This is a genomic window from Methylobacterium sp. J-043 (genome assembly GCF_022829505.1).
Taxonomy (GTDB): domain Bacteria; phylum Pseudomonadota; class Alphaproteobacteria; order Rhizobiales; family Beijerinckiaceae; genus Methylobacterium; species Methylobacterium extorquens_A.
Map to the genome: position 1 here is coordinate 367717 of NZ_JAKSYB010000063.1, position 18799 is coordinate 386515.

The window sequence follows — 18799 nt, forward strand, 5'->3', positions numbered from 1 at the left end:
GGCAAGAAGATTTGCCAAGTTAGTGCCGTCCGGCCGAGCCGGATCAATCGGTGGCCGGGGCTCGCCAGACGCGGTGGCTCTCAGGCTGCCGTTTTGTCGTTGATACAGGAGAACTGAGCCATTCGCAGACCAATGAGAGCCATGCCGGCCCCGCAGAAGGACGGGCCGCGCGCAAACCGGGACATACGCGGCGTCCGCGACGTCCAGCTCATCGACCAAGATGGGCAGAACCGGGGTGTCGTGCCCTTCTTCGACGCGCTGGCCATGGCTGAGGAGGTCGGCCTCGACCTCGTCGAAATCGCGCCGAATTCGGTCCCTCCCGTCTGCAAGTTCCTCGATTACGGGCGCTTCCGCTTCAACGAACAGAAGAAGCAGAACGAGGCCCGCAAGAGGCAGAAGACGGTCGAGGTGAAGGAGATCAAGCTCCGTCCCGGCATCGACAAGCACGATTACGAAGTGAAGATGAAGGCCGTGCAGCGGTTCTTCGAGGAAGGCGACAAGGTCAAGGTCACCCTCCGCTTCCGCGGCCGTGAGATCGCCCACCAGGATATCGGCCTTCGGCTCTTGGAGCGCGTGAAGCAAGAGACCCAGGAGATCGCCAAGGTCGAGAGCGAGCCGATGCTCGAAGGCCGCCAGATGATCATGATCCTGGCGCCGCGCTAACCGTCTCGGCCCTTCCGCCGTCTTGCGGAAAAGGCTCGTCTGCAAATGCGCTGCTCCCTCGCGGGGGCGGCGCATTTTTCGTTTTTCGTCAGGGGATGGCGACCGGGCGTCCCCGAACAGACGAGGCCGCCCGGTCGCGTGCAAGAAACCTACTTCAGCATCGCGATCTGCACGTCGCCGACGCGCCGCGTCACCGACACCGTCACGTCGCCGCCGTGGCGGTGAAGGCGGATGTCGGCCCGCGCGTCGCCGAGCTTGAGGTTGAACAGTTCCACCGCTTCGAGGAAGCGCGGCAGGACCGGGTTGCGGAAGCGGATGCGGTTGCGGGCGTGGTCGATTTCGAGCCCGAGACAGGCAGCCAGGAAGGCGAAGGGGGCCGCCGCCGCCCAGGCCTGCGGCGAGCAGGCCACGGGATAGCTCACGGGCCCGCGCTGGCGCCGCCGCATGAAGCCGCAGAACAGCTCCGGCAGCCGCTTCTGGTCGTAGTAGAGGCTCGTGTCGAACATCCCCTCGAACACCCGCGCCGCCTCCTCCTTGAGGCCGTAGCGGGCGAGCCCGAGGGCGCAGATCGCGTTGTCGTGCGGCCAGATCGAGCCGTTGTGGTAGGACATCGGGTTGTAGCGCGCCTCGCCCTTGGCGATGGTGCGGATGCCCCAGCCGTTGAAGCCGTCGTTGGACAGGAGCTGCGCCGCGACCTGCGCGGCCCGCTCCGGCAGGGCGATGTCGGTGAACAGGGCGTGGCCGGTGTTGGACGAGCGCACGGCGCATTGGCGCTTGGCGCCGTCGAGGGCGAGCGCGTAGGTGCCGATCTCCTCGCACCAGAACGCCTTGTCGAAGTTTTCGCGCAACGTGTTGGCGGCTGCGGACAGGCGGGCTGAAAGATCGTCCTCGCCCAGCAGGCTCGCCAGCCGCGCCGCGCCGCGCTTGGCCGCGTAGACGTAGCCCTGGACCTCGCACAGGGCGATCGGCCCCTTGGCCATGGCGCCGTCGGCGTGGAAGATCGAATCGTGGCTGTCCTTCCAGCCCTGGTTGGCCAGGCCCTGCTCGGTCTCGCGGGCATATTCGACGAAGCCGTCGCCGTCGCGGTCGCCGTACTGGTCGATCCATTCGAGCGAGAGCTTGAGCTGCGGCCAGATCGCCCGGATCGTGTCGAGGTCGCCTGTGACCTCGTGATACTGCGCCGCCAACATCACGAAGAGCGGCGTGCCGTCGATGGTGCCGTAATAGTGGCGGAAGGGCACCTCGCCGAGCATCGCCATCTCGCCGCGGCGAGTCTCGTGGAGCACCTTGCCGGGCTGGGCGTCGGCGGCCGGATCGGCGGTCTTGGCCTGCGTCGCGGCGAGGAAGCGCAGCACGCCCTTGCCGAAATTCGGATCGATCCAGAGCGCCATCATCGCCGTGATGATGCCGTCGCGCCCGAACACCGTGGAGTACCAGGGGATGCCGGCGAACGGGTAGATGCCCTCCTGCGTCCGGGTCGCCAGCATGTAGAGGTCGGCGGTCGCGCGGCAGAGCCCCTCGTTGAACTGGTCGTTCGAGGAGATGATCGTGGTGATGCCGGCAGTGATCTGGCGCTGGTCGCGGCGGTTGTCGCGGTAAGCGCGGGCGAAGACGCGCCCCTCGCTCAAATGCCGGTCAGGCTGCTCGGCGAGGCTGCCCGCCGCCCGCGACAAGGCCGCGGCCGCGGACTCGCCGGCCTTCTCGGGCCCTGGCGCGCTGGTATAGGCGCGGTGCGACTGGCACACGACGCGGATGAACAGCGAGGTGTTGGCGCCGGGCTCCAGCTCGACCACGAACTCGGCCCTGCCCGGTTCCAGCGTGTGCGGCTTCGGCCCGAAATGCAGCGAGGTAGTGCGTACGATCTCGTCGAGGCCGGCGTAGCGGAACTGCACCTCGGCCTCGCTGCGGCGCTCGACCGTGCGCTTGCCGCGGTTGGTCCGGTCGGAGCCGCGCACCTCGAACAAGTCGCGGTAATCGGCATCGAACGTCACGCCGATGCGCAGGTGACGACGGCGGGTGTCGTAGTTGCGCAGGCCGATCCGGTCGTAGCAGGCGCCCTTGAACAGGAACTTGGTGCGCTCGATGGCAATCAGCTCGCGGGGGATCGCGGTCTCGTCGCCGGCGTCGAGGCGGATGTCGGGGGTGGTGAGATCGACGCTGAGCGCCCCGTTGTCGTCCTGAATCGCCGAGGAGAGCATCATCGGCCGCTCGTCCTCGATCGTCAGCGCGAGGCGCGAGAGATAGCGCGTGTCCTGGAAATAGAGGCCCTCCGGCCCCGGCGTCCAACCAATGTCGCCGTAGCTGTCGAGAACGGCGAAGGTTTCGCCGTATTTGAGGGCGCGTAAGGGGCGGTCCACCAGGGAGGCCTGCGCCTCGATATGGTACTGTGGCAGGTTCTCGTCGGCGTCGAGCAGGCCGAATTTCGAGGCCGTCCGCTCCTCGGAGTGTTCGGCGTGGAGATGGGCTGCGTCGTCCTGTGCCGCCATGCGAAGCGCCTTTTTGCCGTTGATCCGATGGATGCGAGGTCGCCCTCGCAAAACGAAGGCCGCCGGTGCCTCGCAGCGACCGGCGGCCCTGTCGGACCCGTTCAGTTAGGCGCTCTGCCGGCCCCGGCGAGGGGCCGACAAAGATTCCGTTAAGCCTTTCAGGCCGGCATCGCGGCGACGTGGATCGGGCCGTGGGCCGAACCGTTCAGTTCGCCGTACTGGGGCGAGAAGGCGCCGGCGGCAGGCATCTTGATGACGTTGCCCTGGCCGGCCAGGAGCTGCTCGTAGGCCGAGACGTACTTGCGGACCATGACCTCGGCGGTGAAGCGGCCCTCGAAATGGGTGCGGACGCCGGTACGCGGCAGATCCTTGACCTTGCGGCAGGCCTCGACCGCCTCGTCCATCGAGTTGACGATGAAGCCCGAGACGCCGTCCTTGATGACTTCCGGGACCGAGCCGTTGCCGAAGGCGATCACGGGGGTGCCGGCCGACATCGCTTCGATCATCACGAGGCCGAAGGGCTCCGGCCAGTCGATCGGGAAGGCAAGCGCGAGGGCGTTGCCGAGGAAGTCCTTCTTCTGCTCCTCGTTGATCTCGCCGATATACTCCACCAGCGGGTGGTGGATCATCGGCTCGATCTTTTCGTCCCAGTATTCCTGGTCGGCCTTGTCGACCTTGGCGGCGATCTTCAGCGGCGTGCCGGAGCGGATCGCCATCTCGATCGCGCGATCGGGGCGCTTCTCAGGCGAGATGCGGCCGAGGAAGGCGAGGTAGCCGCCCTTGGTCTCCGGGTAGAAGGGGCAGTTCTGCTTGGGCAGGCCGTGATGGATCGTGGCCAGCCAGTTGGAGCTGTCCGGCATCGGCTCGCGCTGGTTGTCCGAGATCGAGACCAGGGGCATGCCGGTGAACGTATTGTAGACCGGCATGAAGTCCGGCACGTCGAGGCGACCATGCATGGTCGTCAGGCACTTGTGGTAGAGATCCTCGAACATCGGATACTGCAAGAGATCGATGTGGAAGTGGATCACGTCGAACTCGTGCGCCCGGCGATGCACGTGATGCAGCATGGCGAGGTGGCCCGCGGTGTGGTCGCGGTAGCCGAGAAGGCGCAGGCCCTCCGGGTGGCAGGCGGCGAGCTTGGCCGAAGTCTGAGAATCACCGCTCGCGAACAAGGTCACGTCGTGACCCTGGCGGACGAGCTCTTCCGTGATCCACGAAACGACACGCTCGGTGCCGCCATAGAACTTCGGCGGCACGGCTTCCGCGAGCGGGGCAACCTGGGCAATGCGCACGAAGACGTCTCCTGTGACAGGAAAATGGGATGTTGGGCAGACTAATGGGGGACGCGGCCTGAGCGGGACATGAACGAAACAGACAGCCAAGGTTTATGGTTCCAGGCGGCGACTGGGGCGAGCGGCAATCTTTGCAAGCCCACGCAATACCGGTTTTCCACATATGTTGGTCGGCGGCCTCGGATTCGGCGATGCGCGCCTTGACGGTGGCCGAGACGCAATGCGCGTGCCTTGCCCATGGCGCAGGCTCCGCCAGCCGTCCAAGTCGATTGAAACCGCCGGATGTTTCTGCCATAAGCCGCCCGCGTTGAACCGCCCGGCCGATCAGGGCTGCCGTGGCGGTTCCCGTTGCTCCAGCAGCATTCAAGCGCGAAGTGCCGGCCGCCGGTCGAATCGCTGTCGCGTTTCAGGAGAGCCAAATGCCCAAGCTGAAGACGAAGTCGGGCGCCAAGAAGCGCTTCAAGGTTACCGGCACCGGCAAGGTGGTCTACGCCCAGGCCGGCAAGCGCCACGGGATGATCAAGCGGACCAACAAGCAGATCCGCAACCTGCGCGGCACCACGACCCTGTTCGAGGGCGATGCCGCCAACGTGAAGAAGTACTTCCTGCCGAACCAGCGGTAAGTTCTTCCACCCCTCGCGATCTGTTTTGTCTTAACGTTCCAGGAGATCTCCCATGGCCCGCGTCAAGCGTGGCGTGACCAGTCACGCGAAGCACAAGAAGGTTCTGAAGGCTGCCAAGGGTTATTACGGCCGCCGCAAGAATACGATCCGCATCGCCAAGCAGGCGGTGGAGAAGGGTCTGCAGTACGCCTACCGCGACCGCAAGAACAAGAAGCGCACCTTCCGTGCTCTCTGGATCCAGCGGCTCAACGCGGCGGTGCGCGAGCATGGCCTGACCTATTCCCGCTTCATCAATGCCCTGGCCAAGTCCGGCATCGAGGTGGACCGCAAGGCGCTCTCCGAACTCGCCATCCACGAGCCGGCCGCCTTCGCGGCGGTGGTCGAGAAGGCGAAGTCGGCCCTGCCGAAGGCCGCCTGATCGTTCCGCCGCACGGCGGAACGCTCGAAGCTCTGACAAGGCGCGGCGCGGCAAGCGCCGCGCCTTCTTCATTTCGGGCCGGGGCGTGTTTGCCCGACGGCCCCGGCCCGCCCCATTCGTGCGCTTGCAGGATTGCGAACGACGCGCGAAGGCAGCCCCGGACGACTGGCCAAGGACAGCGGTAATGGATCTCGACGCTCTCGAACGCGATCTTCTCGGGCAGATCGAGCAGGCCGGGGACGAGGCCGGCCTCGAAGCCCTGCGCGTGGCGGCGCTCGGCAAGAAGGGCAGCGTCTCGGAGCTGCTGAAGACGCTGGGCGCGATGACGCCCGACGAGCGCAAGGAGCGCGGCCCCCTCATCAACGGCCTGCGCGACCGGGTGCAGGGTGCGATCGCACAGAAGCGCGAGGCGCTGGCGAACGCCGCCCTCGATGCGCGGCTTGCCGCCGAGCGGATCGACGTGACGCTGCCCTTGCGCGAGGCGCCGGAGATCCGCGGCCGCATCCACCCGATCAGCCAAGTGATCGAGGAGATCACCGCGATCTTCGCCGATCTCGGGTTCTCGGTGGCGGAAGGGCCCGACATCGAGACGGACGAGCTGAACTTCACCGCGCTCAACTTCCCCGAAGGCCACCCGGCGCGGGAGATGCACGACACGTTCTTCTTGCGCCCCGACCATCTCGGGCGGAGGAAGCTCCTGCGCACCCACACCTCGCCGGTTCAGGTGCGCACCATGCGCGCGGGGCAGCCGCCGATCCGCGTGATCATGCCCGGCCGCACCTACCGGCACGATTCCGACCAGACCCACACCCCGATGTTCCATCAGGTCGAGGGCCTCGTCATCGACCGCTCGGCCAACATCGCCAACCTGAAATGGGTGCTCGAATCGTTCTGCCGCGCCTTCTTCGAGGTCGAGAACGTGACGATGCGCTTCCGCCCGTCGTTCTTCCCCTTCACCGAGCCGTCGGCCGAGGTCGATATCCAGTGCTCGCGAAAAGGCGGTGAACTGCGCTTCGGCGAGGGCACGGATTGGCTGGAGATCCTCGGCTGCGGCATGGTCCATCCCAACGTCCTGCGCAGCGGCGGGCTCGATCCGGATCAGGTCCAGGGCTTCGCCTTCGGCATGGGCATCGACCGCCTCGCCATGCTCAAATACGGCATGCCGGACCTGCGCCCCTTCTTCGAGGCGGATGTGCGCTGGCTGGAGCATTACGGCTTCCGGCCGATCGACGTGCCGAGCCTGGTCGGCGGCTTGACCGCCTGAGTCCCGCCGCCCCGCCTTTCGATCCCGGCCCGGTCCGCTCCGGCGGCCGCGAGGATGTTCTGAGATGAAATTCACCCTCTCCTGGCTCAAGGACCACCTCGACACCGAGGCTTCGCTCGACGCGATTGCCGAGACGCTGACGCGGATCGGCCTCGAGGTCGAAGGCATCGAGGACAAGGCTTCTGCGCTTCGCCCCTACGTGATCGCGCGGGTGATCTCGGCCGAGCAGCACCCGAATGCCGACCGCCTGCGGGTCTGTCAGGTCGATGCCGGCGACGGCCAGCCGCTCCAGGTCGTCTGCGGTGCGCCGAACGCGCGCACCGGCATGCTCTCGGTCTTCGCGCCGCCCGGCACCTACGTTCCGGGCAAGGCCATCACCCTGTCGGTCGGCACGATCCGCGGCGTCGAGAGCCGCGGCATGCTCTGCTCCGGCGCGGAACTCGGCCTCGGCGACGACCATGACGGCATCCTCGATCTACCCGCCGACGCACCGGTCGGCACCGCCTACGCCCTCTGGGCCGGGCTCGACGATCCGGTCATCGAGATCAACCTGACGCCGAACCGCTCGGATTGCACCTCGATCCACGGCATCGCCCGCGATCTCGCCGCCACCGGCCTCGGCACTCTCAAGCGCGAGCCGATGCCGCCGGTCCGCGGCGAGGGCGCCTGCCCGACCCCTGTCACGCTGCAGTTCGACGCGCACGACCGGGGCCTCTGCCCGCTCTTCGCGCTCCGCCTCGTGCGCGGGGTGAAGAACGGCCCGTCGCCCGAGTGGATGCAGAAGCGCCTGCGGGCGATCGGCCTGCGCCCGATCAATGCGCTGGTCGACATCACCAATTACATGACCTTCGACCGTGGCCGGCCGCTTCACGTGTTCGACGCCGGGAAGGTCGCGGGCGGCCTCACCGTGCGCCGGGCGGAAGACGGCGAGAGCCTCGTCGCACTCGACGGCAAAACCTACCGGCTCGATTCCGACGCCGTGGTGATCGCCGACGGCAACGGCGTCGAGTCGATCGGCGGCATCATGGGCGGGCAGGCCTCGGGCTGCGACGAGAGCACCACCGACGTGCTGATCGAGTCGGCCCTCTGGGACCCGCGCAACATCGCCCGCACCGGGCGGCGCCTCGGTATCATTACCGATGCGCGTTACCGCTTCGAGCGCGGCGTCGATCCGGCCTTCGCCCTGCCGGGCCTCGACCTCGCCACCCGCCTCGTGATCGATCTCTGCGGCGGCAGCCCGAGCGAGGCCACCATCGCCGGCGAGATCCCGGATCTCGACCGCGTCATCGACTTCCCCTGGACCGAGGTTCGCCGGCTCGCCGGCATCGAACTGTCGCGGGCCGAGATGAAGGTGACGCTGGAGTCGCTCGGCTTCCACATCTCCGGCTCGGGAGACCGGGTGAAAGTGCTGCCGCCGTCCTGGCGGCCGGACGTGGAAGGCAAGGCCGACCTCGTCGAGGAGATCGTGCGCATCGCCGGCCTCGACCGGATCGAGCCGAAGCCGCTGCCGCGGATCGAGACGGTGGCGGTCGCGCCGATGCTGACTGTGCTGCAGCGGCGCGGGCGTCTCGCCAAGCGGGCGCTGGCGGGCCGCGGCATGCTGGAAGCGGTGACCTATTCCTTCATCGCGCACGACGACGCGAAGTTGTTCGGCGGCGGCAAGGCGGATCTGGCGCTCGCCAACCCCATCGCCGCCGACCTCTCCGACATGCGCCCGAGCCTCGTGCCGGGCCTGTTGCGGGCCGCACAGCGCAACGCCGACCGCGGCTTTGCCGACACCGCCCTGTTCGAGGTCGGCCAGTGCTTCGCCAGCGACGAGCCGGAGGGCCAGTCCCTGCGCGCCACCGGCCTGCGCCGCGGCACGGCGCGGCACGCCGGCTCCGGGCGCCACTGGAGCGGCGCGGCAGAGACCGTCGATGCGTTCGAGGCCAAGGCCGATGCGCTGGCGCTGCTCGCGGCCCTCGGTGTGCCGACCGGCGGCCTCCAGGTCGTGGCCGGCGGGCCCGACTGGCTGCATCCCGGCCGCTCGGGCACGCTGCAATTCGGGCCGAAAAACGTGGTCGGTCATTTCGGCGAGTTGCACCCGCGGCTCCTGAAGGCAATGGACCTTAAGGGCACATTGGTGGCCTTCGAGATCACACTCGATTCCCTACCGCTGCCGCGCCACCGGCCGACCAAGGCAAAGCCCGCCCTGGTGCTACCCGACCTTCAAGCGATCTCCCGCGACTTCGCCTTCGTCGTCCCCCGCGACGTGGCGGCGGCCGACATCCTGAAGGCGGCGCAGGGCGCCGAGCGCAAGCTGATCACCGGGATCGAGGTGTTCGACCTTTATGAGGGTGCCGGCATCCCGGAAGGCTCGAAGTCGGTCGCGGTCGCGGTGCGGCTGCAGCCGTCCGAGCGCACGCTCACCGACACGGAGATCGAGGCGGTGAGCGCCAAGATCGTCGCCGAGGTGGGCAAGAAGACCGGCGCGACCCTGCGCTCCTGATCGAGAAAGGCCGAGGGAGAGATGGTCATGGATGCGGACCTCGTCGCGGTTCTCACGCAAGAGAACCATCTCCCGGCCGAAGCGCTGAAGCGTGCCGCCCAGAACCCCGAGGCGATCGCCGAACCGGTGCTCGCCCTGCTGGAGCGGGCAGCCGAGGATGCCGAGGCGATCGCGGACGAGGAGACCAACCTCCTGTTCTGGGGGCTGCACGCCCTGGCCGCAGCGCGCGACACGCGGGTCTTCCCGCTCCTGATGCGGCTGCTGCATCAGGACGGAGAGGCGGTGGAGGGGCTCCTCGGCGACGGCATCACCGAGGGCCTTTCGCCGGTGATTGCCTCGACCTTCGACGGCGATACCAGCGCACTGGCCCGGCTGATCCTCGACAGCACCGCCGACGATTTCGTGCGCGGCGCGGCCTTCAGCGCCCTGGGCTTCCTGACGCGGCAGGGCCGGATTCCGTTGGAAGAGACGGAAGCCCTGCTGGTGCGCTTCGACGAGGCGCGTGCCGCGGTGGAGGAGGGACCGGCCTGGACCGCCTGGGAGGAGACGATCGCCTATCTCGGGCTGGCCGGCCTGACCCCGCGGGTGGAGGCGGCCCGGCGCGACGGCCGCATCACCGACGAGTTCAGCGACCTTCCCTGGTTCCGCAAGGCGCTTAGGCAGGCCAGCGCCGAGCCGCCGGATCTCAGTGCCTTCGATGCGCGCCACTACACCTATCTCGACGATCCGGTGACGACACTCGGCTGGACCGCGGAGAGCTACGGCCAGCCGGTCAAGAACCCGTTCAAGGATGTCGGCCGCAACGATCCCTGCCCCTGCGGCTCGGGCAAGAAGTACAAGAAGTGCTGCCTCAACGCCCTTGAAGTGAAGCCGGCTCCGGCGCGTCTGCCCGGCCTGTCCTGACCCCGTTCCCGTTCAGCGGGTTGTCCGGGTCCCAGGCATACTGGAGCGTCTCGAACCGCATCGAGCGGGCATCCACCATCAGCAGGCGCCCGACCAGGGGCTCGCCGAAGCCGGCGAGCGCCCGGATCACCTCCATCGCCATCAGCGAACCCATCACGCCCGCGAGCGCCCCGAGCACGCCGGCCTCCGAACAGGGCGCGACGCTGCCGGGCGGCGGCGGGCTCGGAAACAGGCAGCGATAGGTCGGGTTCGGCTCCCCCGTTGGGCCGGATTCGTGGGCGCGAATCGTGGTGAGCGAGCCGTCGAAGGCGCCGAGCGCCGCCGTCACCAGCGGTTTTTTAGCCGCGAAGCACGCATCCGAGACGGCGTAGCGGGTGGAGAAATTGTCCGAGCCGTCGGCCACGAGATCGTATTCGGCGAGCAGGGCGGGAGCGTTCTCGGGCGTCAGGCGGCAGGCATGGGTCTCGACGCGCACATGCGGGTTGAGCCGGGCCACGGCGTCGGCCGCGCTCTCGACCTTCGGGCGGCCGAGATCCGGCGTGCCGTGGATGACCTGCCGCTGCAGGTTCGAGAGCGAGACGGTGTCGTCATCGACGATGCCGATCGTGCCGATGCCAGCGGCGGCGAGATACTGAATCAGCGGCGCACCGAGCCCGCCCGCGCCGATGACGAGCACGCGCCCGGCCTTCAGCCGGGCCTGACCCGGGCCGCCGACCTCGCGCAGGACGAGGTGGCGGGCGTAGCGTTCGACTTCTTCGGACGAGAGGGCCATGCGCGCCATGTAAGCGCGTCAGGCGGGTAGCGGAAGCGGCAGGGCCGTGCTGCGTGTGGAGTGGGTGCGTGCTACGGCTGGCAGACATCGAAGCGATGCGCCTCCGACCCGTAGCCCTCATCCTGAGGTGCGTGCGTGAGCAGGCCTCGAAGGATCTTCCAGGGATCGCACGGCAACTGGAAGATCCTTCGAGGCCTCCGCTACGCTGCGGCACCTCAGGATGAGGGAGCGGATGGGAGACGCGATTACGACCAAGCCACCGGGACCGCCCTTGTCCGACCACTCCCCCCTCGCCCTCGCCCAGGCGCTGATCCGCTGCCCCTCCGTCACCCCGGAGGAGGGCGGTGCCCTGTCCTTCCTGGCGGATCGCCTCGCAAGAGCGGGCTTCTCGGTCGAGCGCCCGGTCTTCTCGCAAGCTGGCACGCCGGACATCGAGAACCTCTACGCCCGCATCGGCACCGCAGGCCCGGTTCTCGTCTTCGCCGGCCATACCGACGTGGTGCCGCCGGGCGAAGTGGACTCATGGACCCACAGACCGTTCTCGGGCGAAGTCGCCGACGGCTTCCTCTATGGGCGCGGCGCGGTGGACATGAAGGGCGGCATCGCCTGCATGCTCGCCGCGACACTCGCCTTCCTCGACCGGCACGGGCCGGATTTTTGCGGCTCCATCGCCTTTCTCGTCACCGGCGACGAGGAGGGGCCGGCGGTCAACGGCACCGTCAAGCTGCTCGACTGGGCAAGGGCGAGGGGCGAGCGCTTCGACCATTGCCTGCTCGGCGAGCCGACCAACCCCGATACCCTCGGCGAGATGATCAAGATCGGCCGGCGCGGTTCGTTGACCGGCCGCATCACCGTGCACGGGCGCCAGGGCCACGTCGCCTATCCGCACCGGGCCGAGAACCCGATTCCCGGCCTGCTGCGCCTCGCCTCGGCGCTGATCGCCGATCCCCTCGACGGCGGCACCGCGCATTTCGATGCCTCGAACCTCGAATTCACGACGATCGATGTCGGCAACCCGGCCACCAACGTGATCCCGGCCTCGGCCAAGGCCGTGTTCAACGTGCGCTTCAACGACGACTGGACCGCCGACACCCTCGGCGCCGAGATCCGGCGGCGGCTGGAGGCGGCGGCCGGCAACGTGGTGCGCTTCAGCCTCGACCTTCAGCCCTCGAACTCGCCCGCCTTCCTGACGCAGCCCGACGCCTTCGTCGAGTTGGTGGCCAATGCAATTCAAGCCGAGACCGGCCGGCGGCCGGTCCTCTCGACCACGGGGGGCACCTCGGACGCCCGCTTCATCAAGGATGCCTGCCCGGTGATCGAGTTCGGCCTCGTCGGACGGACCATGCACGAGACCGACGAGCGGGTGGCGGTAGCGGATCTCGACCGGCTCACCGCGATCTACGGGCGGGTGCTGGACGCTTACTTCTCGTCGTAATCGACGCCGACGAAGGTCAGCCCGCAGGCCGGGGCCAGGGGCCCGCAACGGTGCTTGGCTCTTGTGGCCAGGATCTCTGCCACGTCATCGGCGGAGAGGCGTTTGCAGCCGGCGAGCATCAGCGTGCCGGCCATGGCGCGCACCTGATGATGCAGGAACGAGCGCGCCGAGGTCGCGATCACGATCTCCTCGAACAGGCCCATCCGCTGGCGAGTCACATCGAGCTGTTCCAACGTGCGCATGGGCGATTTCGCCTGGCACTCGGCGGCGCGGAACGCCGAGAAATCGTGGTGGCCGAGGAGCCGTTGCGCGGCCATATGCATCAGCCCGGCATCGAGCGGCCAGTGCACTTGCCAGACATGGGCGCGGGTGAGCGCGGCGGGGCTGCGCCGGTTGAGGATGCGGTAGCGGTAGTGCCGCCGGATCGCCGAGTGACGTGCGTCGAACTCTTGTCCGACGATCTCGGCGGAGAGGATGGAGACCGGCTGCGGGCGCAGATGCGCGTTGAGCGCGTCGCGCACGGTGTCGGTGCGCCAATCCTTGGCAAGGTCGAGATGGGCGACCTGATGGATCGCGTGCACGCCCGCATCGGTGCGGCCGGCGCAGGTGAGCCGCGCCGTGTCGCCGGAGAAACGCGTCACGGCGGTCTCGATGGCGGCCTGTACGGTCGGGTCGTCGGTCTGACGCTGCCAGCCGCGGAACGGCGCACCGTCGTACTCGATGACGAGCTTGTAGCGAGGCATCAGGCTTGCGCGCTCACCCGAGCCGCGCCCCCGCCGCCAGCCGCGCGCCGCGCAAGAACGCCTCCCCGCTGGCGGTGCCGCCCTTTCCGGCCCGACGCAGTTCGAGGAGCCGCACCGCGCCCGTGCCGCAGGCCACCGTGCCAGCGGCATCGAGCAGCGTGCCCGGCGCGCCGGAGCCCTCGGCGGGCAGGGCACGCAGCACCTTCACCCGCTCCGGGCCCTTGCCCAGATCGGCCTCGACATAGGCCCCCGGAAACGGTGACAGCCCGTTGATGTGGCGCGCGACCTCGTGAGCCGGGCGCGACCAGTCGATCCGCGCATCCTCGTTGGTGATCTTGTGGGCGTAGACGACACCCTCTTCGCCTTGAGGCGTGAAAGCGAGGCCGTCCCGCTCCAGTGCGGCGATCGCCCGCCCCATCAGGTCGGCGCCGAGCGGCATCAGAGCGTCGTGCAGCTCGCCCACACTCATCCCTTCGGTGATCGCAAGACGCGCTTCCATCGCCACCGGCCCGGTATCGAGCCCAGCCTCCATCCGCATCACACCGACACCGCTCTCCGCGTCACCCGCCATCACCGCCCGCTGGATCGGCGCGGCCCCGCGCCAGCGCGGCAGCAGCGAGCCGTGCAGGTTGAGGCAGCCGAAGCGCGGAAGGTCGAGGATCCTTTGCGGGAGCAGCATGCCGTAGGCGACGACCACCGCGACGTCCGCCTCATGTCCGGCGAAGGTCTCGGCGGCCTCGTCGCTCTTCAGCGTCGTCGGCGTCAGAACGGGCAGGCCCAGCGCCTCGGCGCGGGCATGGACCGGGGAGAGCTTGAGCGCCATGCCGCGGCCGGCTCTGGCCGGGGCGCGGGTGTAGACGGCGGTGATCGTGTGACCGTCGGCGTGAAGACGATTCAGGGTGGGAACGGCAAAATCCGGCGTTCCCATGAAGACGATGCGCATCGGACCTTCGTCAGGCAGCGTCGCGCTTGGCGGCCTTGGTGAACTTCTTCATCACCCGGTCACGCTTCAGCTTCGACAGGTGATCGATGAACAGGACGCCGTTGAGGTGATCGATCTCGTGCTGGAGGCAGGTCGCGAGCAGGCCGTCGGCCTCCTGCTCCACGGTCTGCCCATCGAGGTCCATGTAGCGCACCCGGACGCGGTCCGGCCGCTCGACCTCGCCGTAGAATTCGGGGATCGACAGGCAGCCCTCGTCGTAGACCCGCTTCTCCTCCGACACCCAGACGATCTCCGGGTTGAGGTAGACGGTCGGATTCTTCGCGTTCTCGTCCTTCGAGGTGTCGATGGTGACGACCCGCTTGGCCACCCCGATCTGGATCGCGGCGAGGCCGACGCCGGGGGCATCGTACATCGTCTCGATCATGTCGCGGGCAAGCGTCCGGATCTCGTCGGTGACGGCCGCCACCGGCTCGGAGGTGAGACGCAGTTGCGCGTCGGGCAGGATCACGAGGGGGCGGACGGTCATGGCTTCCGGGCTGGGATGGGCGAGTGCACGAGCAGGAGCCTGAAAAGGCGTTTCACCATCCGCAGATAGGCGGCAGCGCCGGGGCGGTCAAATACCCCGCGGGTGCATCCGTCACATCGCCACGGACGCCGGCGCCGGGGCCAGCACCGAACCAGCCCGTGCGGCCGAGGCCGGAGCACGCTCCCGCCGCAGGATGTGCCACATCAACGTGAGCAGGATCAGCAGAAACGGGCCGGGCAGCGACAGCGCGACGGAGGGCTCCGCTCCCGCCGCGACGAAGCGCTCGTTGATCGTCCCCGCGACGAAGCCATAGCCGCCGCTTACCCAGCCGAGACCGAGCAGGGCCGCCTGCTCGCGGCGGCTCGTGCGAGCGAGAAGATCGGGAAGCAGCAGGGCCAGACCGACGCCGTAGAGCGGCAGGTCGTAATCGTAGGCGTAGGGGCTTACGAGCAGGCCCGCCACGGCGGCGAGGCCGACCACCTGATGCCGCGGCAGGCCGCACCGGAGCGCGAGCAGGACGAAGCCGAGCGCCGTGACGGCCGTCACCGCCTGCGCCGCGAGTGCGACCGCGGCCGGCAGTTCGAGGCTGCGCAGCGAGGCATAGACCGAGATCATCCGGAACAGGGGATAGAGGCCCGCGGCCAGGTTGGCCGATGCCTCGTCGGCGCCGCGCAGGAAGGCCAGCCAGATCGCGGGGCCGAGCACGGCGGTGGCGAGCGCCGCCGCGAGGCCGGCGGTGACTGCGGCCACGGCCAGACACGCCCACCGCCGCATGGCCAGGGCGCAGACCGCGACGCCGACGGCGAGATGCGGCTTGATCACCATCAGGCCGAGCGGCAGGCCGGCCATCGCCCTCCCCTGCACCAGCCCAAGGCAGGTCAGGCCGATCAGCGTGCCCGTGAGGAACCCGTTCTGGCCGCAGGTCACCGTGATGAAGAGGACCGGAAACAGGGCGATCAGAAGGGCAGGAAAATGCGTGCCGGCGATCCGGCGCAGCACGAACAGGAACGCGGCGAGCGTCGTGCCGGTGAAGAGCAGGTAGGCGAGGCTGACCGGCAGAGTCGCGAGCCCGGCCACCACGAGGTTGAACGGCGGCGGATAGGCCCAGGGCAGGAAATCCTGCTGCCCCGTGAGCGCCTGCTGGACCCGCAACAGGGCGGGCAGGTGGTAGGCGTCCGCGATGTCGCCCCGCCACACCATCCGGCCCGCGATGTGGAGGATGTCGAAATCCGAGAGCCCCGCGGGGCCGAGAAGCCCGGTGAATCGCGCCGTCCGGCCCAGGATCACCACCGCGAGGGCCGCGAGAAGGGTGCGCACCACGAGGGGCGTCGCGAACCGCTCGTAGACCGTCGCTGGGCGGGGCCGGTTCTGCTCCACTGGCAACGATGCCGTTCGCATGACGGATCACCCGACTTGGACAAGGCCGTCACGCGACGCGGCGGCCGATGCCGAGGCTATCCCGCTGCGACTTAAAGGGCGGTTAGAGCCGCGTCCCGACCTGCGCAGACCGCCGGCTCAGAACGCCGTGCGGCTGCGGATCGCCGCCGTGAGCGTGCCCTCGTCGAGGTAATCGAGCTCGCCGCCCACCGGCACGCCGTGGGCGAGGCGCGTGATCGTCAGCCCGAGATGCTTGATCGACTCGGTGAGGTAGTGGGCCGTGGTCTGGCCATCGACGGTGGCGTTCAGCGCCAGGATGATCTCCTTGACGCCCGGCTCGCTCGCCCGCTCCACGAGGCGGGCGATGGTGAGGTGTTCGGGCCGCACCCCGTCGAGCGCCGAGAGCACGCCGCCGAGCACGTGGTAGCGCGCCTTGACCGCGCCGGAGCGTTCCAGCGCCCAGAGATCGGACACGTCCTCGACCACGACGAGGGTGGTGGGGTCGCGGGTCTCGTCCCGGCAGATCGTGCAGGGGTCGCTGGTATCGACGTTGCCGCACGAGTGACACACGACGATGCGCTCGACGGCGACCCGCATCGCGTCGGCCAGGGGCGCGAGCAACGTCTCCCGTTTCTTGATGAGCTGAAGCGCGGCCCGGCGGGCGGAGCGGGGCCCGAGGCCCGGCATGCGCCCGAGAAGCTGGATCAGGCGCTCGATCTCGGGGCCGGCGACGGCTTGGGGCATGCGGGTGCGAAACGGCTGTGGCTGAGGAGGGGCGGCGGGCGCCCTCCCTCACATAGGCGTTCCATCGGGATTTTGCCGCCGGGATTTTGCCCGTTCAGGATTGCGACAGCTTGGCCGCTGCATGGGGAGTCGGCGCACAAATTTTATTTGAGCCCATACCAAGGATTAGTTGACGGCCAAGCCGGAGACCGATCCATTGAACGGGCGGGGCGGAGAACCTGCGTGCGGCGGCCCTGAGCGACCGCACGGACGCCCCACCAAGAACGCGAAACAGCCGGACCGACTGGCGTGACGGCGCGATCAGGGGCCGTGAGGGAGGAACTATCCGTGAAGACCATCGGTGAATTCAACGCGGCCCACGGTCCGGAAGCGATCGGCCTGACCGATCTCGCCGCCGTCCACTGGAACCTGGAGGCGCCGCGCCTCTACGAGGAGGCCTTGCAGCGCGGCGAGGCAGGGCTCGCCCGCGGCGGCGCGCTGGTGGCGACCACCGGCAGCCATACCGGCCGTTCGCCCAAGGACAAGGTCGTGGTGCGCGACGCCAGCACCGAGAACGAGATCTGGTGGGACAACAACGGCTCGATCACGCCCGACCAGTTCGCGACGCTGCTCGACGACTTCCGCGCGCATGCCCGCGGCAAGGAGCTGTTCGCCCAGGATCTGTTCGGCGGCGCCGACCCGGCCCACCGGGTGCGGGCGCGGGTCTATACCGAGTTCGCGTGGCACTCGCTGTTCATCCGCAACCTGCTGATCCGCCCCGAGCGCGACGAGCTCGCGGCCTACGTGCCGGAACTGACGATCATCGACCTGCCGAGCTTCCAGGCCGATCCGGCCCGGCACGGCTGCCGCTCCAAGACCGTCATCGCCATCGATTTCGCGCAGAAGATCGTACTGATCGGCGGCTCGGCCTATGCCGGCGAGATGAAGAAGTCGGTCTTCACCTACCTCAACTACGTGCTCCCCGGCGTGGGCGTGATGCCGATGCACTGCTCGGCCAATGCCAGCCTCGACGAGACCGGTGATTCGGCCCTGTTCTTCGGCCTGTCCGGCACCGGCAAGACCACGCTCTCGAACGATTCCTCGCGCCAACTGATCGGCGACGACGAGCACGGCTGGAGCCGGGACGGCATCTTCAACTTCGAGGGCGGCTGCTACGCCAAGACCATCCGCCTCTCGCGCAACGCCGAGCCGGAGATCTATGCCACCACCGAGCGCTTCGGCACGGTGATGGAGAACGTCGTCATCGATCCCGTGAGCCGCGTGCCGGATTTCGACGACGCGACGCTGACCGAGAACACCCGCTGCGCCTATCCGCTGGACTTCATCGCGAATGCCAGCGCCACAGGCCGGGCCGGGCATCCCAAGAACATCGTGATGCTGACCTGCGACGCCTTCGGCGTGATGCCGCCGATCGCCAAGCTGACGGGCGCGGAGGCGATGTACCACTTCCTCTCCGGCTACACCGCCAAGGTGGCGGGCACCGAGCGCGGCCTGACCGCGCCGGAGGCGACCTTCTCGACCTGCTTCGGCGCGCCGTTCATGCCCCGCCACCCGAGCGTCTACGGCAACCTGCTGCGCGAGCTGATGGCCGAGCACGGCGTCGATTGCTGGCTCGTCAACACCGGCTGGACCGGCGGCGGGGTCGGCACCGGGCGGCGCATGCCGATCCGCGTCACCCGCCGCCTGCTCTCGGCGGCGCTCGACGGCTCGCTGGCGCAGGTGGAGTTCCGCCGCGACCCGTATTTCGGCTTCTCGGTGCCCGTCGAGGTGCCCGGCGTCGAGACGCAGGTGCTCTCGCCGGTCGAGACCTGGACCAACAAGGCGGCGTTCGCCGACACCGCCACGCGTCTCGTCACGATGTTCCGTGAGAACTTCAAGCGCTTCGAGAGCCACGTCGATGCCGACGTGCGTGCCGCCGAGCCGGTCGCCGCTCAGATCGCGGCGTAACAAGCGCGTTTCCCTCCCCCTGCGGGGAGGGAAACGCCAGATACGGCGGCATTGCAAATCACGATATGAAATGGTTGTTTTCGGGTTGGGCGACGCTCCTGCTTCACCGATGGTCTGCGGGGAGCTCTCGCAACGCTAGACGAACGCAAGCGAATCGCACCACAATTTACTAACA

Annotated in this window: 16 protein-coding genes; 8 read left to right on the plus strand and 8 right to left on the minus strand. The window is 68.4% G+C overall.

Going from position 1 to position 18799, the window contains the following annotated elements:
- Nucleotides 1-141 precede the first annotated feature (141 nt).
- Nucleotides 142-663 carry a translation initiation factor IF-3 gene (gene infC / locus MKK50_RS19730; RefSeq protein ID WP_003602674.1) on the plus strand — a complete coding sequence of 174 codons (522 nt, stop codon included), beginning with the start codon at nucleotides 142-144 and terminating at the stop codon, nucleotides 661-663.
- A 149-nt stretch (nucleotides 664-812) separates the two neighbouring features.
- On the opposite strand, the gene MKK50_RS19735 is transcribed toward infC, so the two are convergent.
- Together MKK50_RS19735 and MKK50_RS19740 are read right to left on the minus strand one after the other, a co-directional pair.
- Nucleotides 813-3149 (minus strand): amylo-alpha-1,6-glucosidase, encoded by a 2337-nt coding sequence (locus tag MKK50_RS19735; RefSeq protein ID WP_499024772.1) that lies wholly within the window; start codon nucleotides 3147-3149, stop codon nucleotides 813-815.
- A 158-nt stretch (nucleotides 3150-3307) separates the two neighbouring features.
- Nucleotides 3308-4441 (minus strand): glycosyltransferase family 4 protein, encoded by a 1134-nt coding sequence (locus MKK50_RS19740; protein ID WP_499024774.1) that lies wholly within the window; start codon nucleotides 4439-4441, stop codon nucleotides 3308-3310.
- A 419-nt stretch (nucleotides 4442-4860) separates the two neighbouring features.
- Here MKK50_RS19740 and rpmI point away from each other — a divergent pair, with 419 nt between their 5' ends.
- From rpmI to MKK50_RS19765, 5 genes are all read left to right on the plus strand, one after another.
- Nucleotides 4861-5064 (plus strand): 50S ribosomal protein L35, encoded by a 204-nt coding sequence (gene rpmI, locus MKK50_RS19745; RefSeq protein ID WP_009863555.1) that lies wholly within the window; start codon nucleotides 4861-4863, stop codon nucleotides 5062-5064.
- A gap of 52 nt (nucleotides 5065-5116) precedes the next feature.
- Entirely contained in the window at nucleotides 5117-5482 is a 366-nt protein-coding gene (rplT, locus tag MKK50_RS19750; RefSeq protein WP_012453520.1) for a 50S ribosomal protein L20, read from the plus strand.
- A 184-nt stretch (nucleotides 5483-5666) separates the two neighbouring features.
- Nucleotides 5667-6746 (plus strand): phenylalanine--tRNA ligase subunit alpha, encoded by a 1080-nt coding sequence (gene pheS, locus MKK50_RS19755; protein ID WP_253373421.1) that lies wholly within the window; start codon nucleotides 5667-5669, stop codon nucleotides 6744-6746.
- A 64-nt stretch (nucleotides 6747-6810) separates the two neighbouring features.
- On the plus strand, nucleotides 6811-9234 hold the full coding sequence (pheT, locus tag MKK50_RS19760; protein WP_499024777.1) for a phenylalanine--tRNA ligase subunit beta: 2424 nt from the start codon (nucleotides 6811-6813) through the stop codon (nucleotides 9232-9234).
- 27 nt (nucleotides 9235-9261) lie between these two features.
- Nucleotides 9262-10137 (plus strand): DUF1186 domain-containing protein, encoded by an 876-nt coding sequence (locus MKK50_RS19765; protein WP_499024779.1) that lies wholly within the window; start codon nucleotides 9262-9264, stop codon nucleotides 10135-10137.
- Here the strand turns inward: MKK50_RS19765 and MKK50_RS19770 are convergent.
- Nucleotides 10085-10909: a HesA/MoeB/ThiF family protein gene (locus MKK50_RS19770; RefSeq protein ID WP_499025129.1), complete on the minus strand. Its 825-nt coding sequence runs from the start codon at nucleotides 10907-10909 to the stop codon at nucleotides 10085-10087. The genes MKK50_RS19765 and MKK50_RS19770 overlap by 53 nt on opposite strands.
- Nucleotides 10910-11141: 232 nt before the next feature.
- Here MKK50_RS19770 and dapE point away from each other — a divergent pair, with 232 nt between their 5' ends.
- Nucleotides 11142-12344: a succinyl-diaminopimelate desuccinylase gene (gene dapE, locus MKK50_RS19775; RefSeq protein ID WP_499024781.1), complete on the plus strand. Its 1203-nt coding sequence runs from the start codon at nucleotides 11142-11144 to the stop codon at nucleotides 12342-12344.
- On the opposite strand, the gene truA is transcribed toward dapE, so the two are convergent.
- The 5 genes from truA to recR all read right to left on the minus strand — a co-directional run bounded on the left by truA (nucleotide 12329) and on the right by recR (nucleotide 16677).
- Complete coding sequence (gene truA / locus MKK50_RS19780; RefSeq protein ID WP_499024784.1) at nucleotides 12329-13087, minus strand: tRNA pseudouridine(38-40) synthase TruA; 759 nt, start codon at nucleotides 13085-13087, stop codon at nucleotides 12329-12331. The two genes, dapE and truA, sit on opposite strands and share 16 nt — an antisense overlap.
- Before the next feature lie 13 nt (nucleotides 13088-13100).
- The gene (gene fmt, locus MKK50_RS19785; protein WP_499024785.1) at nucleotides 13101-14030 is read right to left on the minus strand and encodes a methionyl-tRNA formyltransferase; all 930 of its coding nucleotides are present in this window, start codon (nucleotides 14028-14030) and stop codon (nucleotides 13101-13103) included.
- A 10-nt stretch (nucleotides 14031-14040) separates the two neighbouring features.
- Nucleotides 14041-14556: a peptide deformylase gene (locus MKK50_RS19790; RefSeq protein WP_253373428.1), complete on the minus strand. Its 516-nt coding sequence runs from the start codon at nucleotides 14554-14556 to the stop codon at nucleotides 14041-14043.
- 111 nt (nucleotides 14557-14667) lie between these two features.
- On the minus strand, nucleotides 14668-15954 hold the full coding sequence (locus MKK50_RS19795) for a glycosyltransferase family 87 protein (RefSeq protein ID WP_499024787.1): 1287 nt from the start codon (nucleotides 15952-15954) through the stop codon (nucleotides 14668-14670).
- A gap of 117 nt (nucleotides 15955-16071) precedes the next feature.
- Nucleotides 16072-16677 (minus strand): recombination mediator RecR, encoded by a 606-nt coding sequence (recR, locus tag MKK50_RS19800; protein ID WP_253373430.1) that lies wholly within the window; start codon nucleotides 16675-16677, stop codon nucleotides 16072-16074.
- A 327-nt stretch (nucleotides 16678-17004) separates the two neighbouring features.
- Here recR and MKK50_RS19805 point away from each other — a divergent pair, with 327 nt between their 5' ends.
- Nucleotides 17005-18624: a phosphoenolpyruvate carboxykinase gene (locus tag MKK50_RS19805; RefSeq protein WP_499024789.1), complete on the plus strand. Its 1620-nt coding sequence runs from the start codon at nucleotides 17005-17007 to the stop codon at nucleotides 18622-18624.
- The last annotated feature ends 175 nt before the right edge of the window (nucleotides 18625-18799 follow it).